Genomic DNA, 16,212 nt, shown 5'->3' on the forward strand with positions numbered 1-16,212 from the left:
CCGGGCCGCCGCGCTTTTTTTATCCCGACCCTCTTTTATCCTCAACCTATCTTATCCTTATTGGAGGTCTGTCTATCATGACGGTACATATCGACGAACAATACGTAGTCACCCTGCTCAAAAAGCTGCTCGACACCCCGAGCCCGACCGGCTACACCCATCACATCATCGACCTGATCCGCGAAGAAGCGGAAAGTCTCGGGTTCCCGGTCACCTTTAACGAAAAAGGCGGCGCGATCATCAGTATGGAAGGCGAAGACGACGACTACACCGTCGGCCTGAGCGGCCACGTGGACACGCTCGGCGCCATGGTCCGCTCGATCACGCCGCACGGCACGCTGAAGCTCACGTCGCTCGGCGGCTTCGCCATGTCCAGTATCGAGAACGAATACTGCGTCATCCATACGCGCGGCGGCCGTACCTATACCGGTACGATCCTCACCCAGCATCCTTCGGTGCACGTCTACGCCGACGCCCGCGACTTCAAGCGTTCGGAAGAACATATGGAAGTGCGGATCGACGAACTCGTCTCTTCGCGCGCAGACGTCGAAGCGCTTGGCATTCGCACCGGCGATTACATCTCGTTCGAAGCGCGCGCCGTCGTGACGGAGAGCGGCTATATCAAGTCCCGCCACCTCGACGACAAAGCGAGCGTCGCGGCTCTGTTCGGCCTGCTGGAGTCCGCCAAGCGCGAAGGCTGGAAGCCGAAGCGCAGCGTCAAGATCCTCATCTCCAACTATGAGGAAGTCGGCCACGGCACCGCCTATATCCCGTCGGATATCGCCGAGCTGATCGCTGTCGACATGGGCTGCATGGGCGACGACCTGACGTGCAAAGAGACCGACGTCTCGATCTGCGCCAAAGACTCGTCCGGTCCGTACGATTACCACATGACCGGCAAACTGATCGAACTGTGCGAAGCGCAGCAGATCGAACACGCCGTCGATATTTATCCGTTCTACGGCTCCGATGCTTCGGCCGCCCTGCGCGGCGGCAGCAATATCCGCGCCGCCCTGATCGGGCCGGGCGTGCATGCTTCGCACTCGATGGAGCGCACGCATACGCGCGCCGTCATCGGCACGGCGCGCCTGCTGTGCGCGTATGTCCGGGCGTAACGACGCAGAAGGGCCCCGCGGGGAACGCGGGAACGAGGCACGCGCCAATACGGATCTGCACGCTCCGGGTGCCGGAGACCGCCGCAGACTGCGCCGCCGCGTGATCTTCACGCTGCTTGTGCTGCTTGCTTTGTCGGCTGCCGCTGCCGTCTGGCTGCGGCTCGCTCCCGCCGCGAAGCCGCCGCACGTCTTCGACGGCCTGCCTAAGCGTTATACGTACGCGGAAGCCGGCGCGCCCGGACTGCCCAAGCTGCATATGCTGGCCGTGTCGCCGGATGACATCGTGCTGCGCGCGGACAACCTTCCGCTCAAGCAGATTCCGGCTTACGGGATCAACGGCGGTTTCTTTTACGAAGAGTCGCTGCTCTCGATCGCCGTCACGGACGACCAGCCGGTACACGGCGGCCGCGGCGCTTACGGCTCGGGCTGGTTCAACGCCAAATACGCCCGGGGCACGCTTGTCTGGGACGGCGCGAAGCGGGCGTTCTCGGTGCAGGTGGTCTCGTCGGCGGACGAGCTTGCGGTCAGCGACCGCGGCGACTATTTCGCCCAGGGCGGCGTCAGCTTGAACCTCGCGGACGAAGACCGCTGGGCCGGGCAGAGCGCGCGGGAACATCTGCCTTTTGCCGATGATCCACGCCTGCGCTCCGCGCTCGTCTATAACGACGCCGGGCAGCTGTGGCTGGCCGTGACGCCGGAGCCCAGCACAGCCGCGGATTTCCGGAGGGCGCTGCTGGCGGGCGTTCCCGGCGAAGGACGCGAAGGCATCTTCCTTGACGGCGACGGTTCTTCGCAGATGAACGCGGACGAAGTCCTGCTGCCGGGCGACGGACGGATGGTCGTGCAGATGATCGCGGTGTCGGCGGAGAAGTAAGCTGCGCGGCATCCGGGAAAGCTGCTATCCAAAAAAACCTTCACTGCCGCCGCGGGCGGAGTGAAGGTTTTTTGTCGTGAATCGATTTTCGCGGGATACATCAAGAGGAATTAAGATCCCATAGCTTCGCGTACAACCGGCATATCGACTTGAACTTCGATGGCAGCCTCTCCCGGATCGGCCTGCTTGAGAATGGTCTCAAGGAGTGAAGGATTCGGAATAGGATCTCCATCCGTTTCCAGTTCGTACATAAAACCTTCGAGCGCTTCGCGAGCTTCGGCATGAGCTTCCTCGGCGGTCTCTCCGAACGTCACGCATCCGGGCAGATCCGGAAAACTTACCGAAACTCCTTCTTCAGTGCTGTCCAGTAGTGCCCAGTAGCGGTATACGTCTTTTTTATTTCCCTTTTCCAAAAAATCTGGCACACTCAATTCCCCCTCAAATCGAACACCGCTTCATACCCGCCGTCGTACAGGTTCACGAAGTAATACCCGGAGAAATCTTCGGTCGAGCGCAGTTTGCGGAACTTGAGGTCGCGGCGTTCCAGGTACTTCGAGTGCAGCTCGTCGCTGTTCGCTTTGATCACCTGGATCTCGGCCGTATGTTCGTCGTCTTTGGCGCCCGCAAAAGAAACCGAATCATAATAATCGATCAATTCGCTGAGGCTGAGATCGCTTCGAACGAGCATCCCCGCGAAAAAATCGATGCCGTTGCCGTTACCGTTCAGTTTGCCGACCGCGGACTGCATCTCGACAAAGACGGTGTCTTCCGGCAGCGGCGCTTTTCTCAACTGTTGGCCGAATGTGTACATATGAGCCTCGTTCCACACCGGAAAAATAATATACAGCGAGCAAAAAGCAAGAAAAAGAAACACCACGGCAAAAATCGCGAACTTCACGATTTTCCGCAAGATTGCCGTCACGACGGCCAGCGCCCGGATCAGGCGGTTACGAGTCATGGTCCTTCCTCCTTCTTATGCCCGATCGTGGTTACGCCGGTCACCCTTCCACGATGTCCGCCCGCAGGTCCGTCGCAATCTCGATCATCTTGGGCACAACCGCTTCGTCCGACACGGCTGCGTACAAATCGCCCTGATACAGCCGAAAAGGAGTGTCCGTCTCTCCACGCTTCCACATGAAAAAATCTCCTTCGATCGACATGGTGCTGTCCGCTCCCTGGACCGTCAGTGTATGGGAATAGACAAACTCGGGCTTCGCCGCGAAGTACTTTTGGCACTCCTCCAACGAGATCGCCGGTTCTGCGTTATTTTCCTGCATGGATCTTGTGATCCGAAGACGCTGGTTCATTGAAATTCCTCCCTTTCTCCCAGGTGGACGGATTGGTGATATCCGCAACCTGATTCTCCATAATTTCCTCGTAATGGGCAATCTTCTGTTCCATATGCATAAGGCGCAGCTTGGCTTCTTCTACCTGCACGAGCGCTTCTTCCCGGTACTGCTGCATCATGATGTATCGCTCGGGGACCGTCGAATCGCCTTCCTGGCACAGTTCGACGTAATGTTTGATCGTCTCGATCGGCAGCCCCGAACGCTTGAGGCATCTTGCGCCATACAGCCAGTTGACCGATTCTTCGTCGAACAGCCGCGCAGCCGCGCGTTATGTTCATTGCGACGCACGCTCGGGACCAGGCCTTTATCCGTATAAAAGCGTACGGCGTGCTCGGTCAGTCCCGTCAGCATGGCCGCTTCTTTGACTGTGTACATATGAAGTTCCTCCCCGGCCTAAAAAAATCCAAAAAAAACGCTTGCCTTCGTGTTACACGAAGGGTCTAGGCTTATTGTAAAGCAAAACGGCCGCGGAAGAAATGCTTTCGTCCCTACTCCCACCCCTGTACCGGCCGCGGCCGTTGAACCTTTAATATCCCGATTTATGGAGGAGTTCATTATGCAAACCGTCACGTTAAACAACGGCGTCCGGATGCCGATTCTCGGCTTCGGCGTATACCAGATTCCGGATGCCGAAGAGTGCGAGAACGCCGTATACGAAGCGCTGATGGCCGGCTATCGCCTGATCGACACCGCTGCCGGTTACCTGAACGAGCAGGCCGTCGGACGCGCGATCAAACGCAGCGGCATCCCGCGTGAACAACTTTTTATCACGACCAAGCTCTGGATTCAGGATGCCGGCTATGAGAGCGCCAAAGAAGCGTTTGCCAAGTCTTTGGACAAGCTTCAGCTCGAATATCTGGATCTGTACCTCATTCACCAGCCGTTCGGCGATTACTACGGGGCCTGGCGCGCGATGGAAGAGCTGTACCGCGCAGGCCGCATCAAAGCGATCGGCGTCAGCAACTTCCATCCCGACCGCCTGATGGACCTTATCGTGCATAACGAGGTCATCCCGGCCGTCAACCAGATCGAAACGCATCCGTTCCATCGACAGGCAGAAAATGCGGCGTTCATGCAAAGCGTAGGCGTCCAGCATCAATCGTGGGGTCCGCTCGCCGAAGGACGTAACAATCTGTTCGCCAACGAGACGCTGACCGCGATCGGGCATAAATACGGTAAGTCCGTCGCCCAAGTCGTACTGCGTTCGCTGATTCAGCAAAATATCGTCGTCATCCCGAAGTCGGTACGCAGAGAGCGGATCGTCGAGAATTTCGACATTTTCGATTTCGAACTCAGCGCGAAAGATCTGGAACAGATTGCGGCGCTGGATACGAACGCAAGCCTGTTCCTGTCCCATCGCGATCCGGAAGCCGCCAAGATGCTGGGGACGCTGCGGGTCGAGCTGTAAGGGAAGCGGCGACACGGCCGGTTCAGCATAGGAAGACGCTTTGAGATCGGTTTGGAAAAAAGGCTCCGGGACAGTTCCACGCCCGGAGCCTTTGATCTATTTGGCGGATACGCTTTCGATTTACTCCGTTTTGCGTTTCGCATGTTTTTCAAAGCATGCGCCAGCCAGTAACCCAAAGCCAGCACACCTACCGCAGCCAAACAAGCGAACACGGCGACGGGAGTGATCGTGCGCGTGATCAAGTAAAAAGCGAGCAGTCCCGTCAGAAAAGATAAAATCAAATTAAGGATCATTTTATTCTTTTTCATGTCCGCCCTCTTTTCCCGAAATGGACTTGGACTGCGCTCACGCCTCGAACTCTTCCCTCAGAATCGAATACAACTTCAAATCCTTGAACTCGCCCTTGATATTCGCGTATTTCCTCAAAATCCCTTCAAACCGCATGCCCGCTTTTTCCATTACTTTGGCCGAACCCGGGTTCTCCATCAGGCATTTGGCTTCGATCCGCTCCAAGTCCAGCTCGTGGAAACCGAACTCCAGCACCCGGCCCACGACTTCCGTCATGATGCCCCGGTTCCAGAACTCCGCCGACAGCGCGTAGCCGACTTCCGCCCGGGCATGCGCGCTGCTCCACGACACGAAATCGCAGGTGCCGATCAGCCGCCCGGAAGCCCGGTCTTCGATGCCCCACACGCCGACCTGCCCCGGTTCGTAGCGACTGACGATAAAATCGATAAACTGCCGCGTATCTTCCGGACTCCGATGCGCTTCCCAGGTCGTATGTCTCGCGACGTCCGGGTTGGAGCAGTAGACATACATGTCTTCGACATCGTCGTGGGAGATCGGCCGGAGCCGGGTGCGATCAGTCTCCAGGATAGGAAAAGGATGGAAAGCTGCTTCAATCCGCTTCATGGATTTCCCTCCAAGTTCGTGTGTAATCGGGCAAGGAGTTCGGCGAGCGCTTGAGCGTCCAGAGGCAGCGCTGATGGCGTCAGTTCTGTATGAGGCGGTCCGCAGAAAACGTCAACGACCCGGATTCCGCCTTCGATATTGGCGTTCATCTCTTCCAATTCGTCTGACGGAATCCACAGCTCCGCGTGCTGCCTAGCGCCTACGATCTGCTCTTCGTACCGATCGATAAACGGACTCTTCACCTCGAATTCCGTCACGAACCCGACAAATCCCGAAAAGCGGTCCTGCGTGTTCCACTCCCCGGCGATCCGGTCCGCATACGGCTTGTTCAACACCGGATAGAAGATCGGTTGATCCGGCAGACGCGGCGGAAAGCCCTGGAGACCCTTATCCAGAATCAACTGCATTTCGGTAAGCCCGACCGGCCTGTATAATGTTTTCATCTTGCATCCCCACTCCTTTTCGGATTAGGCTGACTCTTCCATGATTTTGGCACTTAACCAGAACGTACCGGAGACAATACCGCCGACCGGGATGTCAGCCTCCAACGTCTCCCGATCCGCCACCACGTCGATCTCGCCGCCCAACGTTCGCACCAACGCCCAATGGAAGTCTTTGCCCGTCTGTTCGTTCGTGATCCAGGCGCTCTCCACCACTTGACCCGTGAACATCGCCATCGAGCCCGGTTCATCTGCTTCGCCGAACAACCCGGTAGGAATAAACGATTCCGCCGCAAACTTCACTTCTGCCTGCTGCTGGGAAGCGTGAAAATGCTCCTCGTTGTCAAATACGCTAAGTTCATGCGCAAAAGCGGTCAGTTGAATGCTCACGCTCCGAGGCAGCTGTACGTCTCCGTACACGGCCCGGTTTGGCATCTCGAATACAAACGGATACGAGCCCGACTCCTCCGTTTCCCCGTCGAATTCCGCCCACACATGAAAAGTCCCATCCAGCTCGCTGCCTTCGCTGCGGATAATCTCGTCGGTCAGCCTGACCTTGAAGCGGGAAGAACCTTCGTAATGCGGATTAAGCCCGATCACCTGCTGCTCCGTATTCATTTGCAGCCAGATCTCGATCCCCGAACCTGCCCGCGCCCGCAAGTAAGTCCCCCGCGCCGTCTCGATACTCTCGCCTGTCTCGTAAGCATACTCGGCCACCTCTTCAAAATCTTCCTCCGAGTGTACGTCGAAGCCGATTGCCGTCATATGGTTGGACATGGATGGAACCTCCTTTTTACGTTCGGTAGTGCATAGGTAAGCTTCATGAAAGGCTTTTTTGCTTAAAAGGTAGACGCAGCCTCGCTTCTGTTCGTTACGCTCAATTTCTTCTGACCGATGCAATTTTCCGCGATGGAGACGAGAACCAGCTCTTTGATGCAGGCTTGGAAAAGAACTACAAAAGTCCTTCTGTGTGCAAAATGTTCGCCGCAGGCTGATCTACGGCAAGCCACGTCGAATTGTCCTCTTCCATATTCCGGGTCCAGGCCGCAACGAAATGGATCTGACACGTCTCATGCGGCTCGATCTCTGTCATCGGCACTTCAATCCCCTGCTCGGAACTTGTAATCAACCCATGTTGTTCGAAATCGGATTCCAAATTCAGCGATTGCGGAATCCGGTCTCCCCGGTGTTTTCTTATCATCAACATGTGGCCGTCTTGGGTGCCCAAATGCAGCCGATATTCCGGGTTCTCGTACACGACCGCTTCGAGATGTTCCCCGGTGTCCGATCCAGATTCGCTCCAACTGAAGCCTTCCTGCCAGAACGCCGAAAAACTGCATCCGCGGATTGTCGTAGGAGCATGCGGCTTGATTCGGAACACCGCTCCCCAACACTCCTGCAGGGCAAGCGACAGACGAGCATCAAGCGCAGGCCTGCAAAGAACCAGTTCGCAATCAAAAGTATCGGACTCATAGTGGTAAAAAGAACCCCCCTGTTGAAGCGCCCCATAGTGACTCGGTAGATACGTTTGACCGGAGACCGTCAGCGAGAACGCGAGACTCCCTAGAGGCGTATGCAGGGCAGGCTGCCTCTGATTCGGTTGCAAGATTACCCGTCTGGCTCTGTGAAATAGGTTCACTTTGTACCTCCGTTTCTGCTTCGTTCGCCAAACTCCTGCCAGTAATTTCGTGCTTCCTGTTCGACTTCGGCAAGTTCCAAACGCCGGTTTTTCGGATCATAGATTTGAATGTCTTCCGTCTTAATATGTAAAAAACCAAAATGCTCATTTGGAACATCTGTACAGAATACTTTAATCTTGCTGTCTGTCGAGTCTGTTTTTAAAATTTCCAATTGCATTCGGTTGAGTTCATCGGGATCTTCTACGACTTGATTCGACGTATCCTGCTGGAAAAAGAACTCCCGAGTCTGGGAAAGCTTGAGGGTGAAGAAACTGTAATCAGGATTCAGGCGTTCTGCCAGGTATGGAATGTCTATGGAGAACAAGTAGTCACTGCCGCTTTTGCTGATATTGAATAGAGTCCCGTCGTGGAATAGGCTGAATAGCAGCTGCTGGTGGTTTAGGTTCAATAGGGAGTTCTCCTGTTGTAGGGGTGGTTTTTTAAGTGGTATTACTTTATTCGATTTAAGGTTAGGCGTGTGGAGGTCTGCGGCTGGTTTGGGTTCGAATAGGAGTGTACGCAGCGTGCATATTCTGTTATGTGCAGTACCCTCTTCCCCGAATTATCTTTCATACACTAGTTTTTTATCCAATATCTTTTTATTACGTTTCCATCCTCTTCAATAAAATCTAAATCCGGTTCTCCACCGTTTTTAATAATGGTTTTGGCAGACCCTATATTTCCTGCATCACAGACAACCAAGACATTTTCTATACCTAGTTTTTTTGCTTCAGTAAGAGATAGTTCTAATAACTTTGTTGCGAGACCCTTACGACGTTCAGATGGACGAATCCCATAACCAATATGACCACCGGCATTCATTAAATCTTCGGTAAGTCTATGCCTTATATTAACTGCACCTAACACTTTATCTACGCTATTCACAAGCCAAAATGTTGAATCTGAGACCCATCCATCCGGCAAATCAATCCCATTCTCACTATCCCATAACGATTTCAACATAGCTTGGAAATCACTTGGATCTTTATTAATAACCCAAGGAACCATATCCTCACCGGATTCTTTCCATTCCAAATAAAAAGATAAATATTCCTTTTTTAATTCTATTTGAGGTTTTGTTAATCTAAGATCGTTCATAATAAATTTCCCCTTTAATGTTTTTTTGAATTCAGGGTATTGCGCACAATGTTTCTGTATTCACGACTCGACGCATGTCGAGTGGCAGGCGAATGCCGGGCCAAGGGCGTATGCCCGCAGCGTGAATATGATGTTAGGGGATGTTGACCTCTTCTTTGAGTTACCTTCGAATCCTTTTTTGTCCTTAAATCTTATTTAGAACTCTTATTATTCCATCATGAAAGATTTCAATAATCCGTTTATTTTTTTGATAGATCCATACATCTGGCCACACGGCAGTTACCTCATCCAAGCTTTTAACAATCTGACTCATCTTTGCTTCGATTACAGGATCGGATCCATAGTTCCATAATAAATACTGACTGTCTTCTTCATTCGCATATCGATTTTCAAACGTGTTTTTATCGATCTCTTCAAACTCTGCATAGAGATCCCATTCTATGCGTCCATACGAAGTGATTTTCAATTCATCTTCAAATGATTGATAGATTTCTTTTGTTTTCTTATCACTCCAAACAATCACGTCGCTGCCTAGCGCGATCAGACACTCTTCAAGTGCTACACTTGTATCTTTCTCTTTATTTCTTGATTTGTTTCTTTCAAGTAATACCTCAAGTCTTCGCTTTCTTTTTAGATCCTTCACGATTTATCCCTCACAATAGTTCTTTGGTCAATTCCCCATAACGTTCCTGTATTCACGACCCAGCGTATGCTGGGTGTCCGGCGAATGCCGGGCCAAGGATAGATGTCCGCAGCGTGAATATTATGTTAGACGCTGTATCACTCTTCCTTGAACACTCCGTCAAAGTAACCTCTCCAATAGTCCACAATCCAATCATTATATTTCATATACAGCGGTCTTAAATGTTTCTTCGAGTTTGAATGAATGATACAACCTCTATCATCATACATGTGAAATAGAATGCCCTTATTCTTGCTGATGAAAAATACACTTTGACCTAGTGATGGCTCTCTTCCCTGCTCGTAATGACTAATCCCTTCAAGGATTTTGCGATAAGGAAATGAAGAGACCACTCCATTTAAGATTTTAATTTGACATTCATTTTTTATTTCAATCGTGTTTCCTTGTTCGTCCTCATCTTCATCTAGTTCAAAGCCGACCTCCTCTTCGATGACTTTTCCATCAAGCAAATCGTAGAGATATTCGGGTGTGGTATTTCCAAACATAGGATCTTCTCGATCTTCCCAGTCTTTAATGTATAAAAAAATAAAATCATCTTGGTCAAAAATCTCTTCGAATATCGTGACCACTCTTTTATTCACTTGTTTGATTCTTCGGTTTGATCCGTTTGGAAAAGGTTCTCCAAGTTCAAATCTAAGATGTACTTCACCCCTCAAGTTCGGAAAATTATTGTTCAGATATTCTATGATTTCTTTTTTCATTCGATCTCCTATAATTTTTATTTTTACTCTTTTGGTGATCTTTCGTTTAATGTTCCTGTATGCACGACTTGACGTATGTCGGGTGACCGGTTAATGCCGGGCCAAGGATAGATGTCCGCAGCGTGAATATTAGGTCATCCAACGCTTACAGCACCTTCGATTTACCTACACGATTTAATGTGTTTTTTATTCCTTTGCTTCAATCAGTTTCTCGTCATTGCCTACTATTTCTAGAACCGGTTTTTCAAAAGCGTATTTGATAAACCTCAATTGTTCTTCTAAATGTTCTTTGCTATCACCATTGAGTACATTTTTCCCCCATATCCATGAGGTTGGCTTATCATTCTCATAGAAAACTTCACAGACCTCATATGAGATCAAACCATTTCCCCAATCTTTTTTTATGATTCGGTAATTCCAATATGTATTCATTCTTTTCCCTTCTTGATCGGTCAGTTTTTGGATAGAAATGTTCCTTTGATGCTTCTAACCTTCTAATCCATGATCCGTAAAGGATCTACCTCTGCCGCTCTATGCTAGTATCTTGTCAACTCTTAACCAGACTTCTACGTTCGCCTGAAACGCGCATGATTTAGATGCGTTTCAAATGGGCCAAACTTTAGCGTTGGCAAGGCACTGGCTAATATCTTCATCAGAAACTTAATGTTTAATTATGTTCTACTTTTTGAAAATCCCTCCGATAAAACCATTGAGGCCATGATAAAATCCACACCCTTTAGATCTCATTTCTAACGTCTTCTTATTTTTAACTTCAAAAACCACTACACAAGTGGTTCCTTCATAATTCAAATAAGAATAGGCTTTATTTCCTTTGATCGTAGCTGTTCCTGATATTTCGCCCGTATAACGGTCTCTGTACAAGGTGTCGTTACTAAAATCAAATTTTTTATTCACCACCTTACCGACGGTCAGGCTTGAACTTGAATACGCAGTTAATTGTTCCCACGTTCCTTTCCAATCTGCAAAAACTGTTTGTGTACTTTTGGCTTCAACACGATCCTGTACACTGATTCCTAAGCCGCTTATGACTAACATTGAAGCCAACAATAATTTGAATTTTTTCATAATCATCACTTCCTCATTTTGTAATCCTCTAATTCCTTGTCAACTCTTAGTCAGAGTTTTAGGCGAAAACTCTTTTAGCATTAACAAAGTACTAGCAGTTCCTATGCATGATTTACATAGGATCGACTTCCTATTCTCTTCGATTTTTACCTGTTCTTGTTCTTCCGTCGAATTCCACGTTCTTATGACGTTCCTGTACTCACGACCAAGCGTATACTGGGGCTTCGGCGAACGCCGACCGGGCCAAGGACGAATGTCCGCAGCGTGAATATTATGTTATCGGATGCCCTAGGACCTTCATATGATTTATAAATCTAATTCTGTCTTTGAACTAAGTTTTCATTCTTCAAGTCAAATACTATTGGTTTTCCAGGTTCTTTGTAGTTCCACCCCAAGGTTATGGCTTGTATAATTATTTTTCTCACTCCATTAGGTTGTACCAGTCTTAGGTTCATGTCTTCAACATACGGAAAATTCATCCACAACTTATTGATTTCAGACTCAATATAAACCTCTATCTTTTGTCCCTTTACGGTTGCATGCTCTGCAACGAATACTAAATAGCCACTTCCTGGAGAGATCGTCCATCTGAAATTCTCGTCGTTAATATTTATAGCTCTTGAATTTCTTTTACTGATTGTCATTTTATTGCCCCTTGTGCTTTGCAAATGAATTTATCTGGTTTTCTAGGGTTTCCGATAACATTCCTGTATTCACAACTCGACGTATGTCGAGTATCTGGCGAATGCCAGTCCAAGGACGAATGTCCGCAGCGTGAATATTATGTTATCGGATGTTCCCAAGCTTCTTGGCTAAGCTAACATTCAATAAAATATTCTTTATATTCTCTATCCTTGACCCTTAATGTAGTCTCAAAAGTGTTTTCTTCAATCAAGTCCCAATATATTTCTCTATCATTTTCTTTTTTTAAACCGTAATAATTTTTTCCTTTGTCTATCATGATTACTTCATTTCTACTTATATAAATCTTAATATCTTTTATCATTTTTCTTTTTGGAGCACCCTTCTGAATGGCTGCTTTGTTCTCTTCATTCCAAGGTTCATTCCCCTTATCTATGATTTCAAAATAATTAGCCATAATGCTATTTTTCATTCGATGCTTAATTTTCCCCTGGCTTGATATAGGGCTAATCACATAGGTATATCCGATAAGATCTTCGACTCGGCAAATTTCTCCACAAGGTATATCTAAGTCGTGCCAAATCAAATCTGTTTTTAATTTCAATTCAGCATTCTCCCCACAAAAATAAGGGGGTAAGTAAGTTACCATGGTTGAATCCTCCTTATCTTTTGGGAATTTCCGATAACGTTCCCGTATTCACGCCCCGGCGAATGCCGGACCAAGGACGAATGTCCGCCGCGTGAATATTATATTAGATGAAGTACCACTCCTCTTCGAATAACCTATTAAAAGATCTTATAATAATCTACTTTATTTACTTCTTTCAATGCTTTTATATAGTCTTTTTGTTTAAGGTGTTCAGTGATTTCTAGTGCTTCATCTTCCCAATCAGGGCCATAAAGTAATAAATAATCAACAAACGTTTTATATAAAGCTATTTCAGTTGGTTTTATTTCTATAGCTCTTTGGTAGGTCTTGAACATAAGTGATATTGGAAATGACAAGCTATTCCAATCTTCAGTGATGATCTTTAATATTTCTTCATTTTCATTACTCAATTCTAGATTGTCCAAATACTCTTTGCACAGATTATTGAATTTGTGTTCAGTTAAATCATGCTGTTCTTGAATCAGTTCTATATAGTTAATTTCTCTCAATTCAAGTATTTGGTTTGCTAGAATACTGATTTTCATGGTCTTATCCTTTCGTCTTTCTTGATATTTCATCTAACGTTCCTGTATTCACGACTCGACGAATGTCGAGTATCCGACGCATGTCGGACCAAGGACGAATGTCCGCAGCGTAAATGTTATGTTATAAGATGTCAGCGTCTTCTTCGAGATACATACATATTTATGTCTTATACAATTAAACAGGTCTCTCAAGTTTGATATTACATTCTAACGTTGTCGCAGTAACGTATTCAATATAATTTACTGATCCGTTAAAGTTCAAATAGGCTTCATAACGCATACGGATGGCAGGCAGAGTAATCATATCTAGTACGTTTTCTTTTGGAACCCACCTGCAATCGCTTGTTTCTTCAGAGGTAGATAACTCACCACCTAAAGATTTGCATGCGAAATCAAACATTACTTTCGTTGGAACATCAGTTACACCGTCATACCACTTATGAATCGCTGTATTCGAAACGATACTGATTAAATGGCTGACTATAGCATCTATTCCACTTTCCTCTTTAATCTCTCGAATTACGCCATCAATCAAGTTTTCACCAACTTCAGTTATACCACCCGGATAAACCCAACCATCGTCATGGGCCTTTACTAACAGAATGTTTCCATGCTCATCTTCAACAATTCCTCCAGCCGATACAATGTGTGTTGGAAATGCCATTTACACAACCTCCTATTTAGGTAAAATGTATTTTCTATGGTACTTATACTTTTTGTTTCTTGAAGATAAATGCTTGTAGATTTTAGTCTTAACGCTGATTTCTGATAACGTCTTATTCCCGAACCATTCCATTCCCCCAAGCTCAGTGGCTCACTCCCCCATTTTATCATCGATCTGGAAGAAGGGATACACATTCCCATATCATAAAAAGGCCTTTAGATGGATACCCATCTAAAGGCCTTACTCCTTCCGCTCCTACCCATCTTGCCCAAACGACCTATCTATCCTTCACACCAAATCCTTACTTCCCCTGCTTCGCAATCTGCTCAGCCAGCTCATTCAGATAAGCCCAGCGTTCCATCAGTCCTTCAAGCTCGGTTTCCGCAGCGGCGTGCTCGGCGATGAGTTCTTGCAGCTTGGCGGAGTCGCTGGCGGAGCGGTCCATTTGGATCGCCAGATCGGCGATCTTCTGCTCGGCGGCTTCGATCGAAGCGTCGATGTTGTCGTATTCGCGCTGTTCGCCGTAGGTGAACTTGACCTTCTTACCGGAAGCGGCAGTCGGTTCCGCAGGGGCTGCCGGAGCCGCTGCAGCGGGGGCCGGCGCTTTGACGGCGCTCATGTCGGCGGAGGTGGCGAGGCCGCCTTTGCCGCTCGAAGACATGCCGCCCTGCAGCGAGTCGCCGCCGGTGCGTTCCATATAATCGCTGTAATTGCCGGCGTGGATCGCGACTTTGCCGCCGCCTTCGAAAGCGAACAGTTTGTCGCACACCCGATCCAGGAAGTAGCGATCGTGGGATACGGTAATCATGACGCCGGGGAAATCGTCGAGATAATCTTCGAGCACAGTCAGCGTCTGGATGTCCAGGTCATTGGTCGGCTCGTCCAGCAGCAGGACGTTCGGCGCGGTGATCAGGATGCGCAGCAGGTACAGGCGGCGGCGTTCGCCGCCGGACAGCTTGCCGATCGGCGTCCACTGGGCGGTCGGCGTGAACAGGAAGCGTTCCAGCATCTGCGACGCGGTTACGGTGCCTTCGTCGGTCTTGACGGTCTCGGCGGCTTCCTTGATATAATCGATCGCCCGCATGCTTGGGTCCATTTCGGCCGGTTCCTGACGGAAGTAGCCGATCCGTACGGTCGAGCCTTGGTCGATCCGGCCGCTGTCGGCTTCCAGATCCCCTGCGATCAGGTTCAACAGCGTCGACTTGCCGCGTCCGTTCGGGCCGACGATACCGATCCGGTCGCCGGGCACGGTCATGTAATGCAGATCGTCGATCAGCAGGCGGCCGGCCAGCGATTTGCTGATATGGTCGATCTCCAGCACTTTGCGGCCAAGACGCGTGGACATGCTCGCCATCTCCAGATTGTCGCTTTTCTGCTGCGGCTTGTCGTCCTGCAGCTGTTCGAAGCGGTCGATCCGCGCTTTCTGCTTGGTCGAGCGGGCTTTGGCGCCGCGCCGAATCCAGGCCAGCTCTTTGCGCAGCAGATTGCGGCGTTTGTCTTCGGTCGCGGATTCGCGTTCTTCGCGTTCCGCTTTGAGTTCGAGGAACCGGGAATAGTTCGCGGTATAGCGGTGCATTTTCCCGTAGTCCAGTTCCAGCATGACGTCGGCGACCCGATCCAGGAAGTAGCGATCGTGGGTAACCATCAGCAGCGCGCCGCGGCGTTTCTTGAGATACGTCTCAAGCCAGGCGACCGATTCGGAGTCGATATGGTTGGTCGGCTCGTCCAGAATGAGCAGTTCGGACGGCTGCACAAGTGCGGCCGCAAGCGCTACGCGCTTACGCTGACCGCCGGAGAGCGAACCCATTTTGGCGTCGAAAATATCGAGTCCCAGCTTCGACAGCACGCTTTTGGCTTCGCTTTCGAGGCTCCAGGCATTCAGGCGGTCCAGCTCCTGCCCCGTATCCATCAGCAGCTGCTGGAATTTCTCCGAACTCGGATCGGTATCGAACAGCAGGGTCGCTTCGCTGTACGCGCGCGCGGCCGCCAGTTCTTCGCCTTCGCCGTGCAGCAGCTGCTGGAGGACGGTCAGTTCCGGATCGAAGTCCGGATTCTGATCCATATAGCGGACGCGGACGCCCCCACTTTTGACAACCTGACCGGAATCGGCCTGTTCGAGGCCCGCGATGATTTTGAGAAACGTCGATTTGCCGGTGCCGTTCACGCCGACCAATCCGATTTTGTCCTGATCTTCCATGCCGAAGGAGGCGCCGTCGAACAGCACCTTTTCCCCGTAACTTTTCGATAATTGTTCAACGGTCATAATATTCATTGCCGTGCACTCCCCTTTCGTCGATCAACCCTGTCCTCTATCAAAAAAACCGAACCTCCGCAGCCCGCGGAAGTC

Annotated in this window: 21 protein-coding genes and 1 pseudogene; 3 read left to right on the forward strand and 19 right to left on the reverse strand. The window is 49.8% G+C overall.

Translation table 11 applies throughout. From position 1 onward, the window contains the following. Positions 1-77: 77 nt before the first annotated feature. Positions 78-1,115 (forward strand): M42 family metallopeptidase, encoded by a 1,038-nt coding sequence (locus FTE24_RS20545; protein WP_150231184.1) that lies wholly within the window; start codon positions 78-80, stop codon positions 1,113-1,115. After that, positions 1,102-1,989: a hypothetical protein gene (locus FTE24_RS20550; RefSeq protein WP_237401871.1), complete on the forward strand. Its 888-nt coding sequence runs from the start codon at positions 1,102-1,104 to the stop codon at positions 1,987-1,989. The genes FTE24_RS20545 and FTE24_RS20550 overlap by 14 nt, the downstream gene beginning before the upstream one ends. Before the next feature lie 110 nt (positions 1,990-2,099). Here FTE24_RS20550 and FTE24_RS20555 read toward each other — a convergent pair whose 3' ends face one another. From FTE24_RS20555 to FTE24_RS20570, 4 genes and pseudogenes are all read right to left on the reverse strand, one after another. Further along, complete coding sequence (locus tag FTE24_RS20555; protein ID WP_337190074.1) at positions 2,100-2,414, reverse strand: type II toxin-antitoxin system HicB family antitoxin; 315 nt, start codon at positions 2,412-2,414, stop codon at positions 2,100-2,102. A 2-nt stretch (positions 2,415-2,416) separates the two neighbouring features. Continuing rightward, positions 2,417-2,947: a hypothetical protein gene (locus tag FTE24_RS20560; RefSeq protein WP_150231186.1), complete on the reverse strand. Its 531-nt coding sequence runs from the start codon at positions 2,945-2,947 to the stop codon at positions 2,417-2,419. A gap of 40 nt (positions 2,948-2,987) precedes the next feature. Further along, on the reverse strand, positions 2,988-3,296 hold the full coding sequence (locus FTE24_RS20565) for a hypothetical protein (RefSeq protein WP_150231189.1): 309 nt from the start codon (positions 3,294-3,296) through the stop codon (positions 2,988-2,990). After that, a pseudogene (locus tag FTE24_RS20570) lies at positions 3,253-3,713 on the reverse strand (MerR family transcriptional regulator). Before FTE24_RS20570 ends, FTE24_RS20565 begins: the two are co-directional and overlap by 44 nt. Positions 3,714-3,894: 181 nt before the next feature. On the opposite strand from FTE24_RS20570, the gene FTE24_RS20575 reads away from it, so the two are divergent. Beyond that, entirely contained in the window at positions 3,895-4,746 is an 852-nt protein-coding gene (locus FTE24_RS20575) for an aldo/keto reductase (RefSeq protein WP_150231191.1), read from the forward strand. A 345-nt stretch (positions 4,747-5,091) separates the two neighbouring features. On the opposite strand, the gene FTE24_RS20580 is transcribed toward FTE24_RS20575, so the two are convergent. The 15 genes from FTE24_RS20580 to FTE24_RS20650 all read right to left on the reverse strand — a co-directional run bounded on the left by FTE24_RS20580 (position 5,092) and on the right by FTE24_RS20650 (position 16,137). Then, on the reverse strand, positions 5,092-5,658 hold the full coding sequence (locus FTE24_RS20580) for a GNAT family N-acetyltransferase (RefSeq protein ID WP_150231193.1): 567 nt from the start codon (positions 5,656-5,658) through the stop codon (positions 5,092-5,094). Continuing rightward, complete coding sequence (locus FTE24_RS20585) at positions 5,655-6,101, reverse strand: hypothetical protein (protein WP_202111944.1); 447 nt, start codon at positions 6,099-6,101, stop codon at positions 5,655-5,657. The genes FTE24_RS20580 and FTE24_RS20585 overlap by 4 nt, the downstream gene beginning before the upstream one ends. Positions 6,102-6,125: 24 nt before the next feature. Next, the gene (locus tag FTE24_RS20590) at positions 6,126-6,875 is read right to left on the reverse strand and encodes a hypothetical protein (protein WP_150231195.1); all 750 of its coding nucleotides are present in this window, start codon (positions 6,873-6,875) and stop codon (positions 6,126-6,128) included. Positions 6,876-7,050: 175 nt separating this feature from the next. Further along, entirely contained in the window at positions 7,051-7,704 is a 654-nt protein-coding gene (locus FTE24_RS20595; RefSeq protein ID WP_150231197.1) for a hypothetical protein, read from the reverse strand. 29 nt (positions 7,705-7,733) lie between these two features. After that, positions 7,734-8,186, reverse strand: a complete 453-nt coding sequence (locus tag FTE24_RS20600; RefSeq protein WP_150231199.1) for a hypothetical protein — start codon at positions 8,184-8,186, stop codon at positions 7,734-7,736. 167 nt (positions 8,187-8,353) lie between these two features. Beyond that, positions 8,354-8,875, reverse strand: a complete 522-nt coding sequence (locus tag FTE24_RS20605) for a GNAT family N-acetyltransferase (protein ID WP_150231201.1) — start codon at positions 8,873-8,875, stop codon at positions 8,354-8,356. Positions 8,876-9,059: 184 nt separating this feature from the next. Beyond that, entirely contained in the window at positions 9,060-9,518 is a 459-nt protein-coding gene (locus tag FTE24_RS20610; protein ID WP_150231202.1) for a CDI toxin immunity protein, read from the reverse strand. 137 nt (positions 9,519-9,655) lie between these two features. After that, positions 9,656-10,279 carry a DUF3885 domain-containing protein gene (locus FTE24_RS20615; protein WP_150231204.1) on the reverse strand — a complete coding sequence of 208 codons (624 nt, stop codon included), beginning with the start codon at positions 10,277-10,279 and terminating at the stop codon, positions 9,656-9,658. 186 nt (positions 10,280-10,465) lie between these two features. Next, the gene (locus FTE24_RS20620; RefSeq protein ID WP_150231206.1) at positions 10,466-10,711 is read right to left on the reverse strand and encodes a hypothetical protein; all 246 of its coding nucleotides are present in this window, start codon (positions 10,709-10,711) and stop codon (positions 10,466-10,468) included. 246 nt (positions 10,712-10,957) lie between these two features. Continuing rightward, positions 10,958-11,365, reverse strand: a complete 408-nt coding sequence (locus FTE24_RS20625; protein WP_150231208.1) for a hypothetical protein — start codon at positions 11,363-11,365, stop codon at positions 10,958-10,960. A gap of 314 nt (positions 11,366-11,679) precedes the next feature. Next, positions 11,680-12,009 carry a hypothetical protein gene (locus FTE24_RS20630; protein ID WP_150231210.1) on the reverse strand — a complete coding sequence of 110 codons (330 nt, stop codon included), beginning with the start codon at positions 12,007-12,009 and terminating at the stop codon, positions 11,680-11,682. Between the two features lie 173 nt (positions 12,010-12,182). Then, a complete protein-coding gene (locus tag FTE24_RS20635) occupies positions 12,183-12,656 on the reverse strand; it encodes a hypothetical protein (protein ID WP_150231212.1) in 474 nt (157 codons plus the stop codon). 137 nt (positions 12,657-12,793) lie between these two features. After that, a complete protein-coding gene (locus FTE24_RS20640) occupies positions 12,794-13,234 on the reverse strand; it encodes a hypothetical protein (RefSeq protein WP_150231213.1) in 441 nt (146 codons plus the stop codon). 142 nt (positions 13,235-13,376) lie between these two features. Continuing rightward, the gene (locus tag FTE24_RS20645; protein ID WP_150231215.1) at positions 13,377-13,865 is read right to left on the reverse strand and encodes an NUDIX hydrolase; all 489 of its coding nucleotides are present in this window, start codon (positions 13,863-13,865) and stop codon (positions 13,377-13,379) included. 301 nt (positions 13,866-14,166) lie between these two features. Next, positions 14,167-16,137, reverse strand: a complete 1,971-nt coding sequence (locus FTE24_RS20650; RefSeq protein WP_150231217.1) for an ABC-F family ATP-binding cassette domain-containing protein — start codon at positions 16,135-16,137, stop codon at positions 14,167-14,169. Between the last annotated feature and the right edge of the window lie 75 nt (positions 16,138-16,212).

It is taken from the genome of Saccharibacillus sp. WB 17, assembly GCF_008634075.2.
GTDB lineage: Bacteria > Bacillota > Bacilli > Paenibacillales > Paenibacillaceae > Saccharibacillus > Saccharibacillus brassicae.

Coding starts and splice junctions, on each gene's coding strand:
- FTE24_RS20615 (WP_150231204.1), bottom strand. CDS start 10,279: ATGAAAAAAGAAATCATAGAATATCTGAACAATAATTTTCCGAACTTG.
- FTE24_RS20590 (WP_150231195.1), bottom strand. CDS start 6,875: ATGTCCAACCATATGACGGCAATCGGCTTCGACGTACACTCGGAGGAA.
- FTE24_RS20605 (WP_150231201.1), bottom strand. CDS start 8,875: ATGAACGATCTTAGATTAACAAAACCTCAAATAGAATTAAAAAAGGAA.
- FTE24_RS20545 (WP_150231184.1), top strand. CDS start 78: ATGACGGTACATATCGACGAACAATACGTAGTCACCCTGCTCAAAAAG.
- FTE24_RS20575 (WP_150231191.1), top strand. CDS start 3,895: ATGCAAACCGTCACGTTAAACAACGGCGTCCGGATGCCGATTCTCGGC.
- FTE24_RS20650 (WP_150231217.1), bottom strand. CDS start 16,137: ATGAATATTATGACCGTTGAACAATTATCGAAAAGTTACGGGGAAAAG.
- FTE24_RS20585 (WP_202111944.1), bottom strand. CDS start 6,101: ATGAAAACATTATACAGGCCGGTCGGGCTTACCGAAATGCAGTTGATT.
- FTE24_RS20620 (WP_150231206.1), bottom strand. CDS start 10,711: ATGAATACATATTGGAATTACCGAATCATAAAAAAAGATTGGGGAAAT.
- FTE24_RS20630 (WP_150231210.1), bottom strand. CDS start 12,009: ATGACAATCAGTAAAAGAAATTCAAGAGCTATAAATATTAACGACGAG.
- FTE24_RS20560 (WP_150231186.1), bottom strand. CDS start 2,947: ATGACTCGTAACCGCCTGATCCGGGCGCTGGCCGTCGTGACGGCAATC.
- FTE24_RS20640 (WP_150231213.1), bottom strand. CDS start 13,234: ATGAAATATCAAGAAAGACGAAAGGATAAGACCATGAAAATCAGTATT.
- FTE24_RS20565 (WP_150231189.1), bottom strand. CDS start 3,296: ATGAACCAGCGTCTTCGGATCACAAGATCCATGCAGGAAAATAACGCA.
- FTE24_RS20635 (WP_150231212.1), bottom strand. CDS start 12,656: ATGGTAACTTACTTACCCCCTTATTTTTGTGGGGAGAATGCTGAATTG.
- FTE24_RS20550 (WP_237401871.1), top strand. CDS start 1,102: ATGTCCGGGCGTAACGACGCAGAAGGGCCCCGCGGGGAACGCGGGAAC.
- FTE24_RS20645 (WP_150231215.1), bottom strand. CDS start 13,865: ATGGCATTTCCAACACACATTGTATCGGCTGGAGGAATTGTTGAAGAT.
- FTE24_RS20580 (WP_150231193.1), bottom strand. CDS start 5,658: ATGAAGCGGATTGAAGCAGCTTTCCATCCTTTTCCTATCCTGGAGACT.
- FTE24_RS20625 (WP_150231208.1), bottom strand. CDS start 11,365: ATGAAAAAATTCAAATTATTGTTGGCTTCAATGTTAGTCATAAGCGGC.